The sequence below is a fragment of the Micromonospora sp. NPDC048909 genome (assembly GCF_040649635.1).
Lineage (GTDB): Bacteria > Actinomycetota > Actinomycetes > Mycobacteriales > Micromonosporaceae > Micromonospora.
In genome coordinates this window covers 131,285-152,316 of record NZ_JBEZFU010000014.1, presented here as the reverse complement: position 1 = coordinate 152,316, position 21,032 = coordinate 131,285, and the positions used below count along the sequence as shown (strand labels likewise).

At 74.5% G+C, this 21,032-nt stretch carries 21 protein-coding genes; 11 read left to right on the top strand and 10 right to left on the bottom strand.

Annotated features, from left to right (window positions below; genetic code table 11):
• Positions 1–119: 119 nt before the first annotated feature.
• The 4 genes from AB0C04_RS28800 to AB0C04_RS28785 all read right to left on the bottom strand — a co-directional run bounded on the left by AB0C04_RS28800 (position 120) and on the right by AB0C04_RS28785 (position 2,490).
• A complete protein-coding gene (locus tag AB0C04_RS28800; protein ID WP_357060545.1) occupies positions 120–479 on the bottom strand; it encodes a hypothetical protein in 360 nt (119 codons plus the stop codon).
• A gap of 34 nt (positions 480–513) precedes the next feature.
• Positions 514–1,380, bottom strand: coding sequence for a MauE/DoxX family redox-associated membrane protein (locus AB0C04_RS28795; RefSeq protein WP_357060543.1), 867 nt, complete (start codon positions 1,378–1,380; stop codon positions 514–516).
• A gap of 83 nt (positions 1,381–1,463) precedes the next feature.
• The gene (locus tag AB0C04_RS28790; protein WP_350873219.1) at positions 1,464–2,048 is read right to left on the bottom strand and encodes a cell wall protein; all 585 of its coding nucleotides are present in this window, start codon (positions 2,046–2,048) and stop codon (positions 1,464–1,466) included.
• A 28-nt stretch (positions 2,049–2,076) separates the two neighbouring features.
• Entirely contained in the window at positions 2,077–2,490 is a 414-nt protein-coding gene (locus tag AB0C04_RS28785) for a hypothetical protein (RefSeq protein ID WP_350873220.1), read from the bottom strand.
• A gap of 233 nt (positions 2,491–2,723) precedes the next feature.
• Here AB0C04_RS28785 and AB0C04_RS28780 point away from each other — a divergent pair, with 233 nt between their 5' ends.
• From AB0C04_RS28780 to AB0C04_RS28770, 3 genes are all read left to right on the top strand, one after another.
• Positions 2,724–4,199 carry a S1 family peptidase gene (locus AB0C04_RS28780; RefSeq protein ID WP_357060539.1) on the top strand — a complete coding sequence of 492 codons (1,476 nt, stop codon included), beginning with the start codon at positions 2,724–2,726 and terminating at the stop codon, positions 4,197–4,199.
• A gap of 311 nt (positions 4,200–4,510) precedes the next feature.
• Positions 4,511–6,121 (top strand): ABC-F family ATP-binding cassette domain-containing protein, encoded by a 1,611-nt coding sequence (locus tag AB0C04_RS28775; RefSeq protein WP_357060536.1) that lies wholly within the window; start codon positions 4,511–4,513, stop codon positions 6,119–6,121.
• Positions 6,122–6,247: 126 nt separating this feature from the next.
• Positions 6,248–6,547, top strand: coding sequence for a putative quinol monooxygenase (locus AB0C04_RS28770; RefSeq protein WP_357060533.1), 300 nt, complete (start codon positions 6,248–6,250; stop codon positions 6,545–6,547).
• 19 nt (positions 6,548–6,566) lie between these two features.
• Here the strand turns inward: AB0C04_RS28770 and AB0C04_RS28765 are convergent, their stop codons facing one another.
• Complete coding sequence (locus AB0C04_RS28765; RefSeq protein WP_357060531.1) at positions 6,567–7,505, bottom strand: MerR family transcriptional regulator; 939 nt, start codon at positions 7,503–7,505, stop codon at positions 6,567–6,569.
• A 160-nt stretch (positions 7,506–7,665) separates the two neighbouring features.
• On the opposite strand from AB0C04_RS28765, the gene AB0C04_RS28760 reads away from it, so the two are divergent.
• The 5 genes from AB0C04_RS28760 (at position 7,666) to AB0C04_RS28740 (ending at position 11,201) form a co-directional block, all read left to right on the top strand.
• Entirely contained in the window at positions 7,666–8,604 is a 939-nt protein-coding gene (locus tag AB0C04_RS28760) for a superoxide dismutase (protein WP_357060528.1), read from the top strand.
• Positions 8,605–8,698: 94 nt separating this feature from the next.
• Entirely contained in the window at positions 8,699–8,830 is a 132-nt protein-coding gene (locus tag AB0C04_RS28755; RefSeq protein WP_357060526.1) for a hypothetical protein, read from the top strand.
• 128 nt (positions 8,831–8,958) lie between these two features.
• Entirely contained in the window at positions 8,959–10,032 is a 1,074-nt protein-coding gene (locus AB0C04_RS28750; protein WP_357060523.1) for a Gfo/Idh/MocA family oxidoreductase, read from the top strand.
• Between the two features lie 2 nt (positions 10,033–10,034).
• Entirely contained in the window at positions 10,035–10,709 is a 675-nt protein-coding gene (locus tag AB0C04_RS28745) for a hypothetical protein (RefSeq protein WP_357060520.1), read from the top strand.
• Between the two features lie 60 nt (positions 10,710–10,769).
• Positions 10,770–11,201 carry a hypothetical protein gene (locus AB0C04_RS28740; RefSeq protein ID WP_357060517.1) on the top strand — a complete coding sequence of 144 codons (432 nt, stop codon included), beginning with the start codon at positions 10,770–10,772 and terminating at the stop codon, positions 11,199–11,201.
• 4 nt (positions 11,202–11,205) lie between these two features.
• Here the strand turns inward: AB0C04_RS28740 and AB0C04_RS28735 are convergent, their stop codons facing one another.
• Positions 11,206–12,303, bottom strand: coding sequence for a cation diffusion facilitator family transporter (locus AB0C04_RS28735; protein WP_357060514.1), 1,098 nt, complete (start codon positions 12,301–12,303; stop codon positions 11,206–11,208).
• A gap of 159 nt (positions 12,304–12,462) precedes the next feature.
• Positions 12,463–12,837 (bottom strand): DoxX family protein, encoded by a 375-nt coding sequence (locus tag AB0C04_RS28730; protein WP_357060511.1) that lies wholly within the window; start codon positions 12,835–12,837, stop codon positions 12,463–12,465.
• A gap of 153 nt (positions 12,838–12,990) precedes the next feature.
• Between AB0C04_RS28730 and AB0C04_RS28725 the strand changes: the two genes are divergently transcribed.
• A complete protein-coding gene (locus AB0C04_RS28725; RefSeq protein ID WP_357060509.1) occupies positions 12,991–13,299 on the top strand; it encodes a MarR family transcriptional regulator in 309 nt (102 codons plus the stop codon).
• A gap of 90 nt (positions 13,300–13,389) precedes the next feature.
• On the opposite strand, the gene AB0C04_RS28720 is transcribed toward AB0C04_RS28725, so the two are convergent.
• The 3 genes from AB0C04_RS28720 to AB0C04_RS28710 all read right to left on the bottom strand — a co-directional run bounded on the left by AB0C04_RS28720 (position 13,390) and on the right by AB0C04_RS28710 (position 16,958).
• On the bottom strand, positions 13,390–15,021 hold the full coding sequence (locus AB0C04_RS28720) for an MFS transporter (protein ID WP_357060506.1): 1,632 nt from the start codon (positions 15,019–15,021) through the stop codon (positions 13,390–13,392).
• Complete coding sequence (locus tag AB0C04_RS28715) at positions 15,015–15,710, bottom strand: SDR family NAD(P)-dependent oxidoreductase (protein WP_357060504.1); 696 nt, start codon at positions 15,708–15,710, stop codon at positions 15,015–15,017. Before AB0C04_RS28715 ends, AB0C04_RS28720 begins: the two co-directional genes overlap by 7 nt.
• 123 nt (positions 15,711–15,833) lie before the next feature.
• A complete protein-coding gene (locus tag AB0C04_RS28710) occupies positions 15,834–16,958 on the bottom strand; it encodes an FUSC family protein (protein WP_357060501.1) in 1,125 nt (374 codons plus the stop codon).
• Between the two features lie 197 nt (positions 16,959–17,155).
• On the opposite strand from AB0C04_RS28710, the gene AB0C04_RS28705 reads away from it, so the two are divergent.
• Positions 17,156–17,737 (top strand): type 1 glutamine amidotransferase domain-containing protein, encoded by a 582-nt coding sequence (locus AB0C04_RS28705; protein ID WP_357060498.1) that lies wholly within the window; start codon positions 17,156–17,158, stop codon positions 17,735–17,737.
• Positions 17,738–17,837: 100 nt separating this feature from the next.
• Positions 17,838–21,017, top strand: coding sequence for a BTAD domain-containing putative transcriptional regulator (locus AB0C04_RS28700; protein WP_357060495.1), 3,180 nt, complete (start codon positions 17,838–17,840; stop codon positions 21,015–21,017).
• Positions 21,018–21,032: the final 15 nt, after the last annotated feature.

Sequence of the window (21,032 nt, the reverse complement as noted above, 5' to 3'; positions counted from 1 at the left end):
GGGGGGCGGCCCCCGGGGGGGGGGGGGGGGGGGGGGGGGGGCGGGGCGCGCCCCCCCCCCCCCCGGGGGGGGGGGCCGGCCGGGCGCCCCCCCCCCCCCCCCACCGGGGGTCACGCTGGTCAGCACCAGCCGTTGATCGGACCGTTGACCCCGGTCCAGAGGTACGCGTCGGAGACCCAGCTGCCGTCGCTGAGCCGGTCCCAGAGCGCGGTGGTGCCGTAGCGCCCGGTGTGCGAGGTGCCGTTGGCCGCGGTGCCGAACGCCCACCCGGCACCGCTCCGGCTGACCGTGACCCGGGTCTGCGGGTCGGCGTGTCCGGCGCGCGCCGGCCCCCGCAGCCGGTCGGCGACGGCGTCGGTGAGGGTCGCGGTGGCGGGCGGCGGGGCGGCGGGTGCGGCGGTGGCCGGCCCGGCCACGACCGGACCGGTGAGCGTCAGCAGGGCCAGGGCTGCGCCGCCGGCCCATCGTCGGGTGCGCATCGTCGGCGACCTCTCTTCCTTCGCGTTGGGTTGGTCAGGCCGGCACGACGGTGAGGTGTGGGCCCGCGGCCGGCGGCTGACCGGCGAGGCTGAGCAGGGTGTGCCCGGTCGCGTCGTCGACCACGGCGACGCGTACCGACTCCGGTGCCGGCTCGACCAGCGGCACGGCGAAAACGGCGGTCACCGCCCGACCCTGGTAGCGCGCGGCGTGCCCGACGAAGCGCCATCCGCCGTCGTCCCAGTGCTCGCGCACGTCGGAGCGGAGCAGCGGGGCGACCCGCCGGTAGGCCTCACTGAGCTGGAGCTGCTGCACGCTGGCGAGCAGCGGCACGCCGGAGCCACCGCGCAGCGGGTGGGTCAGCCGGACGCGCAGTTGGCGCAGCGGCAGCAGCCAGGCCCGGTCCAGCTCCGGCGAGAGGGCGACCACCGCCGCCAGTTCGACCAGCAGCACGACCGCGCCGGCCACCGGCCGTCCGGCGAGCGCGGCGAGCCAGCCGCCGGTGGCCAGCGTGCCCAGTCCACCCGCCGCCACCAGCACCCCGGCGCGGACGAGGCTGCGCCCGGAGATCGGGGTCGCCTGGGCGCTCAGGCAGCCGCAGGAGGACGTCGGCGCGGCCCGGCGGGCGTAGCCGAGGTAGCCGAGGAAGCCGACGGCCAGCACGGTGGCGGCGACCGCCTCCAGCGCCAGCACGGGCGGCAGGAGGAGCAGCGCGCCGAGGGCCAGCTCGACCCCGCCGAGCAGCCGGTACGCGGGCAGCGCCCGACGCTGCCCGAGCAGCCGGGTAAGCACCGAGCGCTCGACGGTCGCGGCGGCGTGCCGGTTGAGGAGTTTGACGCGGGCGGACCAGAGCAGCACCACGCCGACGACCAGTGGTTGCAGCGCCGCGATCATCTCGATCATGGGTTCTCCCCTCGGTTGGGTCGGCCGGGCGGCACCCGGGCGGTGGCGGTCGTGTGGCTTCGCGCCGCCCGGGTGTCGCGCGGTCAGGCGGCGGCGTAGACGGTGGCGATGTCGATCTCGTTGGTGTCCGGGTGCCAGGCGCCGAGGACCTGGACGTGCCGGCCCACTCGCAGCAGCGACATGTCGCTGACCGCGGGCGTGCCGTTGTAGACGGCGGCGGAGCGGTCCGGCACCACGTGCGCGACGATCCGTTGGCCCTTGTGGTCGAGGTGCAGCAGGTTGCGGCCGACCGACGCGATGTGCCCGTGCAGGTTGACGATGTTCACCCAGACCGAGTCGGCGGCGAGCGTGCCGTCGGGCAGGCGTACGCCCCGGGCGTAGAGCCCGTCGCCGACGGCGACCCGGTCGAAGGTGGTCGGGTGCAGCTTCCAGATGCTCGTGCCGTCGGTGATCCGGATCGAGTGCAGGACGGTGTCCGAGCCGGTGACCAGCAGCATGCTGCCGGAAATCTTGCTGATCCGCCCCTCGGCGAAGTTCGGGTCCGGCAGGCCCGGCCCGACTGCCGTCGCCTCGGCGGCGAAAGCCGCCTCGGGGGCGAGCGAGCCGAGCCCGGTGGCCCCGACCACGCCGCCGAGCGCGGCGGTGGCGAGCAGCCGCCGACGGTCCATCCTCTGGTGCATGGTGGCGCCCTCCCGTTCAGACGGTGTCGACCGAGCAGGGCCGCAGCCCGGTGGAGAGACTGGCGATCACGCTGTACGCCGCCGGCGTCAGGTCGATGATCCGGTTGCTGCCGCAGGCCGAGCCGCAGCAGGTGCGCTCGCCGCAGAACAGGTCGGTCTGCGGCCCGCAGTCGGCGATCGTGGTGCCGATCCGAGCGCCGTTGCACAGGTTGGTGGTGTAGTGCCGGAAGCCGCAGCCTCGGCGGCTCATCCCGGTGACGCCGCAGGCGTCGGGGCGGGTGATGGCCAGGCAGGCGTCCGAGGTGTTGGGCCAGGCGTGTTGGTAGTTGCCCGATCTGCAGGTGCCGCAGGCGCCGCCGCCGGCGGATCCGCACGGGCCCCAGGCGCTGCCGCAGCAGAACCAGGACACCTCGCCTCGCAGAGCTGCCATGGGTGCCTCCTTCCAGAGACAACAATTGACAGTGATGGATATAGACGGAGATTGTTGTGTTACAAACCATCGAAGTCAATCAGTGTGGCGAAGATTTCCTTCAACCGAATCCGGCGCCGTGTCGTGGTATGAGCCAGCTGGTATAGAGACAGCTCGATCGGTTGCGCATAGGTTGACGCTGACCTGCCCGCGGCGAACCCAGCCATGCCGCGGCCACCCGCAAGGAGGCACGGATGAGACGAAGCCTCGCCGCCGCGGCAGCAGCCATCCTGCTGCCCGTCGGTGCCCTCACCGCAGTGGCGTCCCCCGCCGCCGCGGCGCCGAGCAGCCCCGGTGTCGCGGCCGGGCCCGACACGACGTCGTCGCCGATGCTCGCCGCGATGCAGCGCGACCTCGGCCTGACCGCCGAGCAGGTGCGCGACCGGATCGCGAAGGACGAGAAGGGCAGCCGCACCGACACCGCCCTGCGCCGGTCGCTCGGCAACGCGTACGCCGGCGGCTGGCTGGCCGGTGGCGCGCTCGTCGTCGCGGTCACCGACCAGGCCGCGGCCGACCGGGTCCGGGCCGCCGGCGCGCAGCCGAGAGTCGTCACCCGCAGCGGCGCCGAACTCGAACGGATCAAGTCGGCGCTCGACTGGCACGCCGCCAAGGCGCCCGCCGCCGCTGTCCCCGGCTGGTACGTCGACGTGGCCACCAACACCGTGGCCGTGCTCGCCCGCGGCGACACCCGCGCGGCCACCGCCTTCGTCCGGGCGAGCCGGGTCGACACCGCCGCCGTCCGGGTGGTCGGCACCACCGAGGCCCCGCGCACCTACTACGACGTGCGGGGCGGCGACGCGTACTACATGGGTGGCCGCTGCTCGGTCGGCTTCTCGGTGACCGGCGGGTTCGTCACCGCCGGGCACTGCGGCACCACCGGCACCGCGACCCAGGGCTACAACCAGGTCGCGCAGGGCACCTTCCGCGGCTCGTCGTTCCCCGGCAACGACTACGCCTGGGTGCAGACCAACTCCAACTGGACCCCGCAGCCCTGGGTGAACAACTACTCAGGCGGCAACGTCACCGTGGCCGGCTCCACCGAGGCGGCGGTCGGCGCGGCCATCTGCCGCTCCGGCTCGACCACCGGCTGGCGCTGCGGCTCGATCCAGGCCAAGAACCAGACGGTCAACTACGCGGAGGGCTCGGTCAGCGGCCTGACCCGCACCAACGCCTGTGCCGAGCCCGGCGACTCGGGCGGCTCGTGGCTCTCCGGCCAGCAGGCCCAGGGCGTGACCTCCGGCGGCTCCGGCAACTGCACCTCCGGCGGCACCACCTACTTCCAGCCGGTCAACGAGATCCTCTCCGCGTACGGCCTGACGCTGCGTACCAGCGGTGGCGGCGAGCCTCCGCCGCCCACCGGGTGCACCGGCTACGAGTCGACCTACACCGGCTCGGTCTCCTCCGGTCAGAGCGCGATCCAGCCGAACGGCAGCTACTACTACTCGTCGGTCTCCGGCACCCACCGCGGTTGCCTCGACGGCCCGACCGGCGCCGACTTCGACCTCTACCTGCAGAAATGGAACGGCGCCGGCTGGGTCGACGTCGCCGGGGCGTACACCCCCTCCCCGGACGAGACGCTGAGCTACGCCGGCACGGCCGGCTACTACCGGTTCGAGGTGCACGCCTACAGCGGCTCCGGCAGCTACTCGCTGGGCGTCACCAACCCCTGAGCCCGGCCCGCGCGCCCGGTGCCGCCCGGGTCGCCGCGGTCGTCGCCCGGTGACGGCGGGGTGCGGACCTCCCAGGTCCGCACCCCGCCGCTCGTCGTCCAGGGCCGGACCGGCTGCCCTGCTATCGTCGATGCGCAGATCACCGATGAGGAGACCAGACATGGCGGGTGACGACGACATCTCCGGGTGAGCCCCGGATCTGATCGGCCGCCGGCACGTGCGCGCGAGCGCCGCCGGGGCCAACGCGTCGTCTCCTTCCCGTCCGCCGCCGGGCGCCCGGACGCGCCCGCACTCCCGTCGAGGTCTCGCACATGCCTCCATCCGCCCTGCTCGCACATGATCTTGTCCGTACCCTCGGCACCCGACGGGTGCTCGACGGCGTCTCGCTCGCCGCCGCCCCCGGCCGCCGGATCGGCCTCATCGGCGAGAACGGCGTCGGCAAGTCCACCCTGCTCCGGCTGCTCGCCGGGGCGGACGAACCGGACGCCGGCACCGTGGTCCGCCCCGCGGACCTCGGCCATCTGCACCAGGAGATGCCGTTCGACCCCGGGTCGACGATCGCCGACGTGCTCGACGACGCGCTGAGCGAGGCCCGCGCCGACCTCGCCGCGCTCGACCGGATCAGTCAGGCCCTCGCCGAGACGCCCGAGGACTCCCCCACCCACACCGAGCTGCTCACCGCGTACGGGGAACGGCTCGACCGGGCCCAGGAGCACGAGGCGTGGGACGCCGACCGGCGCGCCGCGATCGTCGTCGCCGGGCTCGGCCTCGGCGGGACCGCACCCGACCGTGCGCTCGGCTCGCTCTCCGGCGGGCAGCGTGGCCGACTCGCGCTCGCCGCCCTGCTGGTGCGGCGGCCCGCGGCGCTGCTGCTCGACGAGCCGACCAACCACCTCGATGACGCCGCCGCGGCGTTCCTGGAGGAGCAGCTGCGTGACCTGCCCGGGGCGGTGGTGCTGGCGAGCCACGACCGGGCCTTCCTCGACGCGGTCTGCACCGACCTGATCGACCTCGACCCGGCGGTCGACGGCCCGACCCGGTACGGCGGCAGCTACACCGCCTACCTGGGCGAGCAGCGCGCCGAGCGGGAGCGCTGGCGGCGGCGCTTCGCCGAGGAGCAGGAGGAGCTGGCCGAGCTGCGTCTCGCCGTCGGCGAGACCGCGCACCGGGTAGCCCCGGGTCGGGCCCGCCGGGACAACGAGAAGATGGGGTACGGCCACACCGCCGGCCGGGTGCAGCACCAGATCTCCCGGCGGGTACGCAACGCGGCCCGCCGACTCGACGAGCTGGAGCGCGACCAGGTCCCCCAGCCGCCGGAGCCGCTCCGGTTCCGCGCCGGAGCGCTCGCCGCGGCCGACGACGACGGCGGGCCGCTGCTCTCGGTGCGGCAGCTGCGGGTGCCCGGCCGGCTGACGCTCGACCGGCTGGACGTGGCCGCCACCGACCGCCTCCTGGTCACCGGCGCCAACGGCGCGGGGAAGTCCACCCTGCTCGCGGTGCTGGCCGGGCGGCTGGACGCGACCGGCGAGGTACGCCGGCGACCCGGACTGCGGGTCGGCCTGCTGGCCCAGGACACCCGGTTCGACACCCCGGAGCAGACCGTCCGGGACACCTACCAGCGGGCGCTGGGCGCCGATCGCGCCGAGGCCGTACCGCTCAACTCGCTCGGGCTGATCCACCTGAACGACCTGGACAAGCGGGTCGGCGAGCTCTCCGTCGGCCAGCGCCGCCGGCTCGCCCTGGCCCTGCTGGTCGCCGACCCGCCCGAGCTGCTGCTGCTCGACGAACCGACCAACCACCTCTCGCCTCGGCTCTGCGACGAGCTGGAGGAGGCGCTGGGCCCGGGCCCCGGGGCCATCGTCGTCGCCAGCCACGACCGGTGGCTGCGATCACGCTGGGCGGGCCGGGAGATCCGGCTCTGACCGACGGGTTGCGGCGAGTACGGGTTGTCGCGCCGCGTCGGCGGTTCGCGCGGCATCCTGTCGTACCGGGGCGGGATGGTGGTGACCAGCAGCGGACGCCGGGTCCGCGCGACGGGAGGACGTGTCATGTCGTACGGCTACTTCGGTTCGATGCGGGCCCGGCCCGGCCAGCGCGCGGAGGTGGTGGCCATCCTGCTCGAAGGCGTCGACGGTCTGCGGACGGTGGGGTGCCACCTCTACGCGGTCGGCGCGTCGGAGACCGACCCCGACCTGATCCTGGTCAGCGAGATCTGGGAGTCCAAGGGGCACCACGACCGTTCGCTCCAGCTGCCCGAGACCAAGGAGGCCATCGCCCGCGCCATGCCGCTGCTCACCGGGGAGTTCGCCGGCCAGGAGATGACCGTGCTGGGCGGCCTCGGCGTCTGACGGCGCGGCGATCCGGCCGTCAGCTGCCGGGCCGGGTCCGCAGCGCCCGGATGCACCAGTCGAAGACCGGCCCGAGGCTCTCCGTCTGCGACCAGCCGTTGACCACCGAGAGCAGCCGCAGATAGAGCTCACGGCGCGGGTCGCTCGCCGCTTCGAGCCGGGCCAGCAGCCGGCGGGGCAGGTCGGCGTCGTCGGGGCGGCCGCAGAGCCGGGCGTACCGGGCCAGGATCGCGGCCACGACGGCGTCGGCCTGCGGCGAGTCCGGGTCGACGCCGGCCGCGAGCGCCGGCCGGACCTCGGCGCGGACCACCGCCACAGCGTCGGGGCGTACCCCCGGCGCGCCGTCGCGGGCCCGGTCGGCGGCGTGCTGCTCGGCCACCTGCCGCATCCGGGCGCGGAACTCCGGGTCCTGGGACAGCTCGGCCAGCTCGATCCACGCCTGCACCTGCTCCCCCTCGGGGTCGTCGGGCAGCTCGGGGGTCATCGAGCGCCTGATCCCGGCGAACGCCGGGTCGGCGTCGAGGCCGCCGAAGGCGGCGTCGAGGAACTCGCCGATCAGGCGCCGTCGCTCGTCCTCGGAAAGCTTGGCCAGCTTGTGCATCAGGTTCATCTCCTCATCGGTGGCTCCGCGCCGGGAAACCGCGGTCAGCACCGCGCGCCGCAGTCGCAGCGTCCGGATCTGCACGGCGAGCGCCTCGGCGAGCGCCTCGGCCACCTCGGGAAGCGAGATCCGCCGGTCCAGGACCCGGCTGATGGTGGGCAGGTCCACTCCGAGGTCGCGCAGCGTACGCACCAGGTCCAGCCGGGCGACCGCCTCAAGCCCGTAGCGGCGGTGGCCGGCCGGGGTGCGCTCGCACGGCGGCAGGATCCCGCGGTCGGAGTAGAAGCGGATCGCCTTCACCGTCAGCCCGGTCCGCCGGGCCAGCTCGCCGATCGAGTAGCGCGTGTCGCCGTCCATGCCGTCCACCCTCGCCTCTCCCCCTGCGGGAGGTGCAAGCCCTGCCGGTCGGCGGGGCCGCACGTACAGTGGGGAGGGTCCTGGCCCCACTGATCTTGGCAGCTTCCGGCTCCCCCGCACGCCCCGCATCGGGGACCGGCCGCCGACCGGAAGGAGCACAGTGAACACCCACCTCAGGACCGCGCTCTCCGCCGCCCTGACCGCCACCCTCCTGGCCACCGTCGCCGCGACGCCGGCCCAGGCGCACGGCACGCCTCCGAAGCCCACCGTCATCGCCCTGCCCGACGGGTTCCAGCCCGAGGGCATCGCCGCCGCCGGCCGGTACGCCTACTTCGGCTCCCGGGCCACCGGCGCGATCTACCGGGCCGACCTGGTCGACGGCGACGGTCGGGTGATCAGCCCGGCCACCGGGACGCCCTCGCTCGGCCTCAAGGTAGACCGGCGCGGCCGGCTCTTCGTCTCCGGCGGGGCGGCTGGTGACGCCCGCGTGATCGACAGCCGCACCGGCGCGGTGTTGGCCCGCTACCAGTTCGCCAGCGCGCCGACCTTCGTCAACGACGTCGTGCTCACCGATCGCGCCGCCTGGTTCACCGACTCCAACAAGCCGGTGCTCTACCGGGTGCCGCTCGGCCGGCACGGCGCCCTGCCGCCGGCCGACGGCTTCACCACCGTCCCGCTGACCGGCGACTTCCAGCAGGTCGGCACCGGGATCAACCTGAACGGCATCGCCCGCACCCCGGACGGCTCGGCGCTGATCGTGGTCCAGTCGAACACCGGCACCCTGTTCCGGGTGAACCCGGCCACCGGGGCGACCACCGCGGTCGACGTGCCCGGCCAGAACTTCCTCAACGGGGACGGCCTGCTGCTCGTCGGCCGCACGCTGTACGTGGTGCAGAACCGGCTCAACCAGATCGCCGTGGTCGAGTTGAACCGTGCCGGGACCGCCGGCACGCTGACCGGGACGATCACCGACCCCGGCTTCGACGTGCCCACCACCGTGGCGAAGGCGCTCGGTCGGCTCTACCTGCCCAACGCCCGCTTCACCACGACGCCGACCCCCACCACCCCGTACACCGCGGTCGCGGTCTCGCCGCGCTGACCGTCGGCCCGGGGGTGCGCGAAGCCCGCGTGCCCCCGGGCCGCTCATCCTCCAGCCGGCCGGCGGAGTGCGCGTCGGCCCCAGCGGTGACGACGTGAGCCTTCCCGAGGTGCACGCCGTCGCGCTGCGCGACGACATCGTCCTGCTCGTCACCGCCGGCGGTGCCGGCTCACACGACGTCACCGCCGCCGAGTCCCTGCTCCGTCAGCAGTACGACCGGCTGTGACCGCTCCCCCGCCGGGTGGACACCCGGTGATCTTCACCATGCCGGGTCGCCGTCGTCCGGGGGCCGCGTAGATTCGGTGCCACCGGAATCGGCTGCACCCGAGCGCCGACCGGGAGACGGAGGGCGACATGGCGGGGAAGACGCAGACGCCGTTGCGGGTGGGTCTGCTGGGCTACGGACTGGCTGGCCGGGTGTTCCACGCCCCGCTGATCGCCGCGACGCCGGGCCTGCGCCTGCACGCCGTGGTCACCCGCGATCCGGAGCGACGTCAGCAGGTCCGGCGCGACCACCCGGACGCCCGCCTGGTCGACGATGTCGACCTGCTGTGGCGCTCTCCCGAGGCGCTCGACCTGATCGTGGTCGCGACGCCCAACCGGCTGCACGTACCGATGGCCCGGGCGGCCGTGGCCGCCGGGCTGGCGGTGGTGGTCGACAAGCCGCTCGCCGCCACCGCCGCGGAGAGCCGGGATCTCGTCGCCGAGGCGGCCCGCCTCGGCGTACCACTGACCGTCTTCCAGAACCGCCGCTGGGACGGCGACTTCCTGACCGCCCGCCGCCTCGTCGAGGAGGGCACGCTGGGACAGGTGACCCGGTTCGAGTCCCGCTTCGAGCGTTGGCGTCCGGCCATCAAGCCGGGCTGGCGGGAGAGCGCCACCCCGGACGAGGCCGGTGGCGGCCTCTTCGACCTGGGCGCCCACCTCATCGACCAGGCCGTGCAGCTGCTCGGCCCGGTCCACAGCGTCTACGCGGAGGTCGACCGCCGCCGGCCGGGCGCGCAGGTCGACGACGACGCGTTCGTCGCGCTGACCCACGCGGCCGGGGTCCGCTCACACCTCTGGATGAGCGCGGTCACCCCGCAGCTCGGGCCTCGGCTGCGGGTGCTCGGTGACCGGGCCGGCTACACCACGTACGGCCTGGACCCGCAGGAGGAGGCGCTGCGCGACGGCGGCCGGCCGGGCACGCCGGGCTGGGGCGAGGTTCCGCCCGAGCGGTACGGGCGGCTCGGCGTCGACGGTGATCTCCGGCCGGTGCCCACCGAGGCGGGCCGGTACCAGAGCTTCTACCAGCAGGTGGCGACGGCGCTGCGGGACGGCGGGCCGATGCCGGTCAACCCGCGTGACGCGGTGGACACCGTCGCGCTGATCGAGCTGGCACATCGATCGGCCGAGGAGGGTGCGGTGCTTCCGGTACCGCCGAGGTGACCGTGGACTACTACGTGATCCTCGGATCGGCGCCCCGGGGTCGGAACGCCGCCGACACGATCGTGGTCGAGGAGTTCGCCCACGCCGCCGACTGGACCACGTCGGGGCTGCACAGTGCGGGCTGGGCGCCGGATGCCGGCTGGCGGAGTGCCACGTCGGTCAGCCGGGACATGCGCGCCGACCCGCGGCTGTGCGCCCGGGTCGTCCCGGTCACCCGCGACGGCGCGGACGAGGTCCATGGCCAGCTCGGCGGCGGGCCGTTGCCGGCCGAACCGGTGCTGCGCAGCCACTTCCGCGACCAGCAGAGCTTCCCGGCCAGCGCGCCGCTGCGACTCGGCCCCGCCGAGGCCCCCGAGGGCTTCCACGAGCGGCGGGTCTACCGGGTTCTCTTCGCCGGCGACCTGCCCGTGGATCGGTTGACGGACCTCGCCGCGCACTGGCGACCGACGGCCGGTCACGGGGCCACCGACCCGACACCCGGTGGTCGGCGGCGGGTCGGCCGCGACGAGCACAGCTGGACCCTGCGCCGGGTCGGTCGCGACATCGCCTGGGCTCTCGACCTGACCTCGCTGCTGGCGACCACCACCGACCACACCGTCGGGCCGATCCTGCACGAGCTGACCTCCGTCGTACGGCTGCGGGGGCTCGTACCCGTGACCACCGAACGTTTCGCCTGACGGCCGACCCGACCCGGACGGCGGGCAGCCTGTCGGCCGGTGGGGGCGGATAATGGCCGGATGGTGAGCGGCCGCTGGGCAGGCGTGCCACGGCGGGTTCGGCTCCTGCTCACGGCGGCCGTGCTCGTCTTCGCCTACGGCACCGTGGTGCACCTGGTCCAGCTGTGCACCGACGGGCTGCGGCCGTACCCCGCGCTGCCGGCGTGGCTGGCGCTCTACTTCACCTCGCTGACCGTGCTGGATCCGCTGGCCGCGGTGCTGTTGTGGACGCGCCGGGCGGCGGGACTGTGGCTCGGCTGCGCCGTGCTGGTCACCGATTCGGCGGCGAACGCCTACGCCAACTACGTGCTGGACACCACGCCCGGGGTCACGCCGGGGCGGATCGGGCAGGCGGTGATCACCTTGCTCGCGGCCACCCTGGTCGCGGCGGCCGCCCGGCTTGCCCCGTGGATGCGGCCGGCGCACCCCGCTCGGTCACCCGCCCGGCCCTGACCGCTCAGTGCTGGGGTTGGCGGCGCCGGTGGGAGAGGTCGCCGTGGTGGTGCGCACCGGGGTGCGAGTGCGGGTCGGTGTGGACGGTGGCGCTGGTCAGGCGGGGCACGGCGTGCGTGAGCTGGTGTTCGGCGTCGGCGGCGATCTCGTGCGCGGCGGTGAGCGTGAGGGTGCCGTCGACGACGAGGTCCGCCTCCGCGTGCAGGTGGTGGCCGATCCACCGCAGCCGGACCGCGGCCACGTCCCGGACTCCGTCGACGGCGCGCAGGGTGGTCTCCGCCTGATCCACGAGCCCCGGGTCGACGGCGTCCATCAGCCGCCGGTAGACCTCGCGCGCCGCGTCCTTCAGCACGAAGGCGATGGCGACGGCGATGACCAGGCCGATCACCGGGTCCGCCCAGTGCCAGCCGACCGCGGCGCCGCCGGCCGCCGCGACGACCGCGAGCGAGGTGTAGCCGTCGGTGCGGGCGTGCAGGCCGTCGGCGACCAGGGCCGCGGAGCCGATCCGCCGGCCGACGCGAATCCGGTAGCGGGCCACCAGCTCGTTGCCGGCGAAGCCGACCAGGCCGGCCACGGCCACCCAGGGCAGATGATCGATCTCGGCGGGTCGCAGCAGCCGCGTGACGGCGGTCCCGGCGGCCAAGAGGGCCGAGCCGGCGATGACTGCGACGATGACGATGCCGGCCAGGTCCTCCGCCCGGCCGTAGCCGTAGGTGTAGGCGCGGGTCGCCGCCCGCCGGCCGAGCAGGAACGCGATGCCGAGGGGCACGGCGGTCAGCGCGTCGGCGATGTTGTGCAGGGTGTCGCCGAGCAGGGCGACCGATCCGGAGAGGACGACGACGACCACCTGGGCGGCGGCCGTAACGCCGAGCCCGACCAGCGAGATCCACAATGCCCGCAGCCCGTCCCGGGAGGCCTCCAGCGCGGGGTCGACTTTGGACCCGGAGTCGTGCGAGTGCGGGACGACGGCGTGCCGCAGCCGGTGCCACCACCCGCGGCCGAACGGGCCGTCGTGCCATTGCCGCCGGTCGGATCCGTGGGAATGTGGAGCGTGCTCGTGGTCGTGCATCCGTTCCCCCAAACCGTCGGGAGGTCCGTTCACCGCCGGTCACATTAGGTGTCCGGATGCCTGCGCGACAACGTTGCAGCTGCCACTGACCTGCAACAACGCTCCCGTACCGGCCCTTCCGCGGTCAGGTTCTCAGGGCGGAAGGGCCGGTCGCTCGCCTGCGTCACGGCGGGTGGCCGCCGCCGGCCGAGGTCAGAAGGAGTACGGGCCGAACCGGCCCCAGGCGACCACGGCCGAGAGTACGAGCAGCACGACGTTGGCCGCGAGGCGCGGGTATTCCCGGCGGCGCCCGTGCACGACGATCGCGCCGACCATGGTGATCACCAGACCGAGCGCGGCGAGCGGCACCAGCACGGGTGCGATGTCGAGCAGGGCCGGCAGGATCAGCCCGACCGCGGCGAGCACCTCCAGACCACCGATGATCTTGACCGTCTCGGGACGGTAGTTCTCCGCCCAACCCAGGCCGGAGGCGACCAGCTTCTCCTTCGGCTGGATGAGCTTCATCAGCCCGACGCCGAGGAAGAGGACGGCCAGCACGGCCGCGATGATCCACAAGACGATGTTCATGGGGCTCCACCCTGTTGTCACTTCAAGCGTGAAGCGGAACCTACGCCGGATTTCGCGGGAACCACGGTGGCTCGACGCTGAGGAGCGGGGATCAGCCACTTCGAGTACCAGGTGTTGGCCGGGCTCTCCGAATCCCCCGACCGGACGCTGCGGATGAGCGAGCTGGCGGTGCTCGCCGAGGGGTCGCTCTCGCGGCTGTCCCAGGTGGTCGGCCGGCTCGAGCGCCGCGGCTGGGTACGACGCACGCCCGATCCGACCGACGGCCGCTACACCCTGGCCGTCCTCACCGAGGAGGGTTGGGCCAAGGTCGTCGAGATCGCGCCCGGGCACGTGGCGGAGGTCCGGCGGCTCGCCTTCGACCCGCTGACCAGAGCCCAACAGCGCCAGCTGCGCGAGATCGGCCGGCGCATCGGGCGGGCCGTCGACCCGGACGCACCCTGCCCGGGTGACCGCTGCGGCTGACCGCGCGGCAGTCGACGCGTCCGCAGGTGGACGCGTCAGGAACGCCGGCCACCGGCGGCGGAGCCGGTGACCGCTGCCACCGGGGGTCGCTCACGGCGTCCCGCCATCGGCCAACGCCGGCCCGGCCGCCGCCGGCAGCAGGTGGCGGACCTCCGGCTCACCCTCGGCGAGACGCCGGGCACGGTCCTCCGCCTCCTGGTCGGCACCCGTCAACCGCCCGCCGTGCTGGCGCAGGTGCTCGTCCCACGAGGGCACCAGGTAGACCTCGACGAAGCGGTCCGGGGCCTCCCCCTCGCGGAACAGCCCCCAGCGCATCGCCCCGGTGCGCTGTCGTGAGCCGCGCACCAGGTCCATCGCGTCGAGGAACGCCTGCTCCCGGTCCCGCCGGACGAGGTAGGTGACCACCACCAGCACCGGCCCGACCCGGGGATCCGGCTCGTGCGCCAGTCGCAGCCGGGGCCAGTAGGTCGCCGGGTCCTTGTTCACCCCCCGCAGCTCGGGCAGCGGCCAGATCTGCGAGGTCACCGAGCCGATCAGCATCAACACCCCGGCCACGATCAGCGCGTCGACCAACCCGGCGAGGTCCGCCAGCAGACCCCAGGCGAACGCGCCCACCGCCTGGCCGCCGGCGAAGACCACCTGGTAGACGGCGAGGCCGCGGGCCCGCACCCAGCCGGGCAGGAAGATCTGCATCTCGGCGTTGACGTTGGCGAGCACGACCACCCACGCCAGACCGGCCGGCAGCAGGGCGACGAGCACCACCGGCACGACCTCGACTGTCGCCACCACGATCAGCGCCGCGCCGTAGAGCACCCCGGCCACCAGCAGGAACTGGTTCGCCGACAGCCGGGTCCGGACCCACGGCAGCAGCACGCCGCCGACGATCGCGCCCACCCCGAGCGCGGCCAGCAGCATGCCGTACCCACTGGAGTTCAGGCCGAGCCGCCGATTGGCCACCAGCGGAAGCAGCGCCCACAACGCGCTTCCCGGCACCAGGAACACCAGCGCCCGCCGGAGCAGCCGGCGGACGATCGGCGAGTGCCGCACGTACCGCCCACCGGCGCGCAGCGCGGCGGTGAACCGTTCGGGCACCTCGACGGCCCGGGCGTTCCCCGGTCGCCACCGGACCAGCGCCACCGCGAAGATTCCGAAGGCCACCGCGTTCAGCCCGAAGACCGGCGCGACGCCGGCCCGGGAGATCAGCACGCCGGCGACGGCGGGTCCGACAGCCCGCGCCACGTTGACGCTGATCGAGCCGAGCGCCGAGGCCGCCCGCAACTGCTCCCGAGGCACCAGTTCCGGGATTACCGCCGCCCAGGCCGGCAGGGTGAGCGCCTGCCCCACACCGAAGGCGAAGGTGAGCGTGAGCAGCAGCGCCGGCGGCATCCGGCCGGTCGCGGTGAGCAGGGTCAGCCCCACCGCCACCACGACCAGGAAGAGCTGCACCGAGATGAGCAGGTTACGGCGGTCGAACGTGTCGGCCAGCGCGCCGGCCGGCAGCGCCAACAGCAGGACCGGCAGCAGGCTGGCGGTCTGCACCAGGGCGACCAGCGTCGAGGCGTTCCGCTCGTCGATCAGCAGCCACTGGGCGCCGACCGTCTGCATCCAGGTGCCGACGTTGGCGGCGAGCAGGGCGAGCCAGAGGTTGCGGTAGACCGCCGTCTTCAGTGGCGCCCACGCCGAGACCGGGGCCTCGGCGGTGGTGCCACCGGGCGTCACCACCGCCCGTCGGCGCGCAGCACGCGCTCACCGGAGACGTAGAGGTCGTCGGGGGCCAGCCGGAGCAGCCGGACGAGCTCGGGGGCGACCTGCTCGGGCAGCGCGTACACCTCGTCGAGGAACTCGTCACCGACCCGCTCCTGCAAACGGGTCGGCATCGGCCCGGGATGCAGCTGCATCACCTTGATCCGGTTGCTGTGCTGCGCTTCGGCGACCGACTCGATCAGGCTGGCGCCGTAGCTCTTGGTGGCCCGGTAGACGGGGATGCCGGGGCGGGGCTGCGTCACCGCCATCGCGCCGACGTAGACCACATTCCCGAAGCCCTGCCGGTGCAGGTGCTCCAGCGCCTCCTTCAACACGTACGTCGTGCCGAGCGCGTTGACCTCGACGGCCCGCCGGATGCGCTCCGGGGTGAGGTCCGCCAGGTCCCCACCGGCCCACATCGAGGCGCAGAGGGCCACCGCGTCGATCGTGCCGTACCGGTCGGCCACGTGCGCGAAGGCGTCCCGCACCTGCTCGTAGGAGGACGTGTCGCAGACGCCTCCGTCGCAGCCCAGCTCGCCGACCGCCGCGTCGATCTCGTCCGGCACGTTGCCCAGCACCACCACCTGGTCCTCGACCGCGAGCAGCCGGGCGGCCGCGAGACCGAGCCCGCTGGTGCCACCCACCACCACGACGGTCCTGGTGCCCATGTCCCTCCAGCCCTCGCCAACCGGAACGCCTGAGGCTTCCCGCTCCGCTCGGCTCCACACCCCCTCGCCGGACCCGGGCCGCCCGGCGATCGGGACAGCCGGCACCCGGCCGGAGCGGCGGTGTCAACCCGCCCGGAACGGGCCGAAGGCGTGCCGGACCACCCCGTTGGCCGCGTCCTGGTCGAGACCGGCCGCCACCATCAGGTCACTGGCGGTGGTACGGACCTGGGCGACCAGGACCGACCCGGAGAACCCGACGCCGGTCCGGTACGCCCGACCCGCTGCCGCGACCGCCCGACACATCTGCTCCCGCGCCTCGTCCGGTTCGTCCGCGCTGGTGAACTCGCGGCGCAGCACCCGCACCGCCTCCGCCAGCGCCGACACCGCCTCCGGCAGGGCGTCGGGCACCGGCTCGTCGTCCTCGATCAACGTCACGGTACGGCGGATCAGGGTGCCGCTGTTACGCATCGCCCGGTCGATCGGCTCCGCCGCCTGCGCGTACCGGCCCACCGGTCCCTCCCGGCTCTCCCACCGCACCGGGGAGAGCGTGCTCGCCTCCCGCGCGGCCTGCGCGGCCTCGGTGAAGGCGCCCACCTCACTCTTGTTGTCCCGCAGCCGGTCGAGGGCCGTCTGCGCGGCGGCGGCGTCGCGGTGGATCAGCGCCTCGGCGGTGGCGTCGAGCTGGGCGATCAGCAGATCCAGTGCCGGGACGGCCGCCCGGTTGATCACCCGCAGCGGGTTCAGCGGCAGCAGCACGGCGGTGACCACGAGCGACACGGCGCCGCCGACGAGTGCGGCGAAGAACCGGGGGATCTCCAGGTTCGGCACCGACGAACTGAGCGTGCCGATGAGCACCGCGGTCGCGGCCGCCTGGACCACCACCGCCGGGCTGCCGCCGACGAGCACCGACACGACGATCGCCAGCACCACGACCAGGCCGAGCTGCCACGCCCCGACCCCCAACAGAAATATCAGCAGGTCACCGATGAGCACGCCGACGGAGACCCCGACGATCAGCTCGACGGTGCGGCGCAGCCGCTGGCCCGCCGACGCCGCCAGCGCGATCACCGCGGAGACCGGGGCGAAGACCGGCTGCGCGATGTGCAGCAGACTGTCGGCCACCCACCAGGACAGGCCGGCCGCCAGCCCGGCCTGCACGGCCAGCCCGACACCGGCACGTACCCGTCGCAACCGGTCGCGCAGCGTCCTGGTCGTCCGGCGCCGCGCCTGCGCGAGAGTCGCCGTCACACCGTCGCCGTGGGCACTGGCACCGGCCGAATCGCGGTCACTTCCCCGCGCACCGGCGTAGGCCACGGCGGCACCTACCCGGTGTCGACCGGATGAATCATCACCGCGCCCGTCCCGTTTGCGCTTGCCGGCCTCGGGAAGGCCACCGGGAACGAACTAACCAGGTGCCACCGTCGGCGCCGCGAAGGGAGTTCGCCATGGCTGACAACCAGCGCCCACTGTCCGGCAAGCGGATCGCGGTCCTCGCCACGGACGGTGTGGAGGACATCGAGTACACCAGCTCCCGCAGCGCCGTCGAACAGGCCGGCGCCGAGGTCCACCTGATCTCCCTGCACCCGGGCGAGATCCAGGCCATGAACCACGACATCAACCCGGCGAACCGCTATCCGGTGGACCGGCCGGTCGAGCAGGCCGACCCGGCCGACTACGACGGTCTCATCCTGCCCGGCGGGACGGTCAACCCGGACCGGCTCCGGATGAACGAAGCGGCGATGGCGTTCGTCCGGGCGTTCTTCCAGCAGGCCAAGCCGGTGGCGGCGATCTGTCACGGCCCGTGGTCGCTGGTCGAGACCGGCATGGTCGACGGCCGCACGGTCACCTCGTACCCGAGCCTGCGGACGGACATCCGCAACGCGGGTGGAAAGTGGGTCGACCAGCAGGTCCAGGTCGACAACGGCCTGGTCACCAGCCGCCGCCCGGACGACCTGCCGGCGTTCTGCGCCAAGCTGGTGGAGGAGTTCGCCGAGGGTCGGCACACCGGCCGGATGGCCACCGCCTGATCCGACCCGCCGGCCCGGCCGGGGCGCCACTCCCCCGGGTCCGGTGCCGGCGCTCGTCCGCCCGCGAACCACCGGTGGCCGATGCGCGACAATCGACGCCGTGCGGTTCGGCATCCTGGGCGCGACCGAGGTGTGCTCCGCCGACGGGCACCGGCTGGCCGTCGGCGGGCCGAGGCTGCGCGCGCTGCTGGTGCTGTTGCTGCTCGATGCCGGGCGGATGGTGCCGCGGGAACGCCTGATCGACGGGCTGTACGGCGGCGAGCCGCCGGCCGGCGTGGCCAACGCGCTCCAGTCGCAGGTGTCCCGACTGCGCCAGGTGCTCTCCACCGGACCGGTCGACCCGGTCGAGTTCCACCCGGCGGGCTATCGGCTCGCGGTCGACCCGGAGGACGTCGACGCGCACCGGTTCAACCGGCTGGCCGACGCCGGACGGGTCGCGCTCGCGGCCGGCGAGCCGCGCCACGCCGGCGAACTGCTGAGGGAGGCGCTCGCGCTCTGGCGCGGGGAGCCGCTGGCGGACGTCGCCGACGCGCCCTTCGCCGCGGCCCCGGCGGCCCGGCTCATGGACCGCCGGCTGGCCGCGGTCGAGGACCGGATCGAGGCCGAACTCCTGCTGGCAGTGGCGGAGCCGGGAGCGGCGGGACACGCCCAGCCGCTGGTGACGGAGCTTCGGGAGCTGGTCGCCGCCAACCCGCTGCGGGAACGCCTGCACGGTCAACTGATGCGCGCGCTGCACACCGACGGCCGGCGGGCCGAGGCGCTCGCCGTCTTCGCGGAACTCCGCCGGGTACTCGCCGACGAGCTTGGCACCGACCCGTCGGCCGAGCTGGTGGCCCTGCACACCACCCTGCTGCGCGACGAGGTCGACCCACGCGCTGCGGCGACTCCGCCCCGGCTTCCCCCGCTGCCGCACCAGCTGACCAGCTTCGTCGGCCGGGTGGACGAGCTGCGCCGCCTCGGTGCGCTGCTCGGCGAGGCCCGGTTGGTCACGCTGCACGGCCCGGGCGGCGCCGGGAAGACCCGGTTGGCGATCGAGGCCGCCGAGCGGCACGGCGGGGAGGTCTGTCTGGTCGAGCTCGCCGCGGTGCCCGCCGGGGCGGCGGTGGCCCCCGCGGTGCTGGCCGCGCTCGACCTGCGCGACGGGGCGCTGCGGCGACCCGGCGGGCCACGCGACGGCGCCGACCGGCTGGTCATGGCGCTCGCCGACCGACGGCTGCTGCTGGTGCTCGACAACTGCGAGCACGTGGTGGCCGACGCGGCCCGGCTCACCGCCCGGCTGCTCGGCGCCGCCCCCGGGCTCCGTGTCCTGGCCACCAGCCGGGAACCGCTCGGCGTGACCGGCGAGGTGCTCTGCCCCCTGCTCGGCCTGCCGGTGCCGCCCGAGGCCGCCCCACCGGAGCAGGCGCGGGGGTACGCCTCGGTGCGGCTCTTCGCCGATCGGGCCGGCGACGTGGCGCCGGGCTTCACGGTCGACAGCGGCACGGTGGCCGCGGTGCTGCGAATCTGTCGTACCCTCGACGGCCTGCCGCTCGCCATCGAGCTGGCCGCGGCCCGGTTGCGGGCGCTGCCGGTCGGCGAGGTCGCGGCCCGGCTCGACGACCGGTTCCGGCTGCTGAACCGGGGCAGCCGGATCGCCGAGCCGCGGCACCAGACGCTGCGGGCGGTGGTGCGGTGGAGCTGGGACCTGCTGGACGAGCCCGAGCGGCGGCTGACCCGCCGACTCGGCGTCTTCGCCGGTAACCCCGATCTGGCCGCTGTGGAGCGGGTCTGCGCGCCGCTCGGCGCGGACGTGCTCGACGTGCTGACCAGCCTGGCGGAGAAGTCCCTGGTGGACGCCGCCGACGGTCGCTTCCGGATGTTGGAGACGGTCCGCGCGTTCGCCGTCGAGGAGCTCGCCGAGGCCGGCGAGGCCGACCGGCTGCGCCGGGAGCACGCGGCGTACTTCCTCGATCTGGCTCGGGCCGGCGACCGTGGGCTGCGCGGCGCGGGCCAGTTGGAGTGGCTGCGCCGGCTGGACGCCGACCGCGACGACCTGCACGCCGCGCTCCGCCGGGCGACGGCCGACGGCGACACCGGCACCGCGCTGCGGCTGGTCGCCGCCCTCTCGTTCTACTGGTGGCTGCGCGGCCTGCGCGGCGAGGGAGCCGAGCTGGCCGGCCGGCTCGTCGACCAGCTGGACGGGCCGCCGCCCGGGCTCGCCGAGGAGTACGCGCTCTGTCTGCTGGTCACCGGGGTGGGTGCGATCGGCGCGGACCGCCCGCACCTCAGCCGGGCCAGCGACATCCTGTGGGGCCTGGGCCGGCCACCTCGGCACCCGTTCCTGCTCTACCTCTCCGGAATGGCCGCCGGTCCCCCGTCCGCTGAGCGGCGGTCGATGCTGGACGTCCCGGAGAGCCGGGAGGTGCTGCTCGGCGCCGACCCGTGGAGCCGGGCGCTGGGGTCGCTCGGCATCGCGATGGTGTGGCTGCTCGACGGCGGCTATCCGGATGCGCGCGCGCAGCTGTCGGTCGCCCTCGACGGGTTCCGCACCCTCGGTGATCGGTGGGGCATGATCCTGGTGCTGAGCACCATCGCGGAGGCCGCCTACCGGGTCGGCGACCCGGCGGCGGCCACCGGGCCGATGGCCGAGGCCCTCCTGCTGGCGGACGAGCTCGGTTCCACCCTCGACCTGGCCGAACTGCTGCGTACCCGGGCAGACGGCCGGCTCGGGGTCGGTGACCTGGACGGCGCGGGCGCCGACTACCGGCGGGTGGTGGGGGTCGCCCAGTCGGCCGGTGCGCCGGAGCTGGTCGCCGCGGCTCACCTGGGACTCGGCGAGATCGCCCGCCGCCGGGGCGACCTCGCGCGGGCCCGGCACCTCTGCGAACAGGCGGTGGCGGAGTGCCCGGCCGGTTGGTTCGGCGCCGAGGTGGTCCGGTTGGCGGCGCTGGTCGCGCTCGGGCAGATCGCCGACGCGCTCGGCGACGCGCCGGCCGCCCGAGCCCGTTACCAGCAGGTGATCGGCGCGACCGTAGGAATGTGGGACGTGCCGACCGTCGGTGCCGCGGTGGAAGGCCTGGTCGCTCCGGTGCTGCGGCGCGGCGACGGCGAGCGGGCCGCGCTGCTGCTCGGCGCGGCGTCGGCGCTGCTGAGCGACTCCGGTGCCGCCGGCGCCGCCCAGGGCACGCCGGTGGCCGCGGCGGCCCGGGCGCGGATCGGCGACGTGACGTTCGATCGGGCCTTCGCCCGGGGCGCCGGGCTGGGCCAGGAGCAGGCGGTGGCGCTGCTGGCGGTCGGCTGACGGCGGCCGTCAGCC

Coding starts and splice junctions, on each gene's coding strand:
- AB0C04_RS28800 (WP_357060545.1), bottom strand. CDS start 479: ATGCGCACCCGACGATGGGCCGGCGGCGCAGCCCTGGCCCTGCTGACG.
- AB0C04_RS28795 (WP_357060543.1), bottom strand. CDS start 1,380: ATGATCGAGATGATCGCGGCGCTGCAACCACTGGTCGTCGGCGTGGTG.
- AB0C04_RS28790 (WP_350873219.1), bottom strand. CDS start 2,048: ATGGACCGTCGGCGGCTGCTCGCCACCGCCGCGCTCGGCGGCGTGGTC.
- AB0C04_RS28785 (WP_350873220.1), bottom strand. CDS start 2,490: ATGGCAGCTCTGCGAGGCGAGGTGTCCTGGTTCTGCTGCGGCAGCGCC.
- AB0C04_RS28780 (WP_357060539.1), top strand. CDS start 2,724: ATGAGACGAAGCCTCGCCGCCGCGGCAGCAGCCATCCTGCTGCCCGTC.
- AB0C04_RS28775 (WP_357060536.1), top strand. CDS start 4,511: ATGCCTCCATCCGCCCTGCTCGCACATGATCTTGTCCGTACCCTCGGC.
- AB0C04_RS28770 (WP_357060533.1), top strand. CDS start 6,248: ATGTCGTACGGCTACTTCGGTTCGATGCGGGCCCGGCCCGGCCAGCGC.
- AB0C04_RS28765 (WP_357060531.1), bottom strand. CDS start 7,505: ATGGACGGCGACACGCGCTACTCGATCGGCGAGCTGGCCCGGCGGACC.
- AB0C04_RS28750 (WP_357060523.1), top strand. CDS start 8,959: ATGGCGGGGAAGACGCAGACGCCGTTGCGGGTGGGTCTGCTGGGCTAC.
- AB0C04_RS28740 (WP_357060517.1), top strand. CDS start 10,770: ATGGTGAGCGGCCGCTGGGCAGGCGTGCCACGGCGGGTTCGGCTCCTG.
- AB0C04_RS28730 (WP_357060511.1), bottom strand. CDS start 12,837: ATGAACATCGTCTTGTGGATCATCGCGGCCGTGCTGGCCGTCCTCTTC.
- AB0C04_RS28725 (WP_357060509.1), top strand. CDS start 12,991: ATGAGCGAGCTGGCGGTGCTCGCCGAGGGGTCGCTCTCGCGGCTGTCC.
- AB0C04_RS28715 (WP_357060504.1), bottom strand. CDS start 15,710: ATGGGCACCAGGACCGTCGTGGTGGTGGGTGGCACCAGCGGGCTCGGT.
- AB0C04_RS28705 (WP_357060498.1), top strand. CDS start 17,156: ATGGCTGACAACCAGCGCCCACTGTCCGGCAAGCGGATCGCGGTCCTC.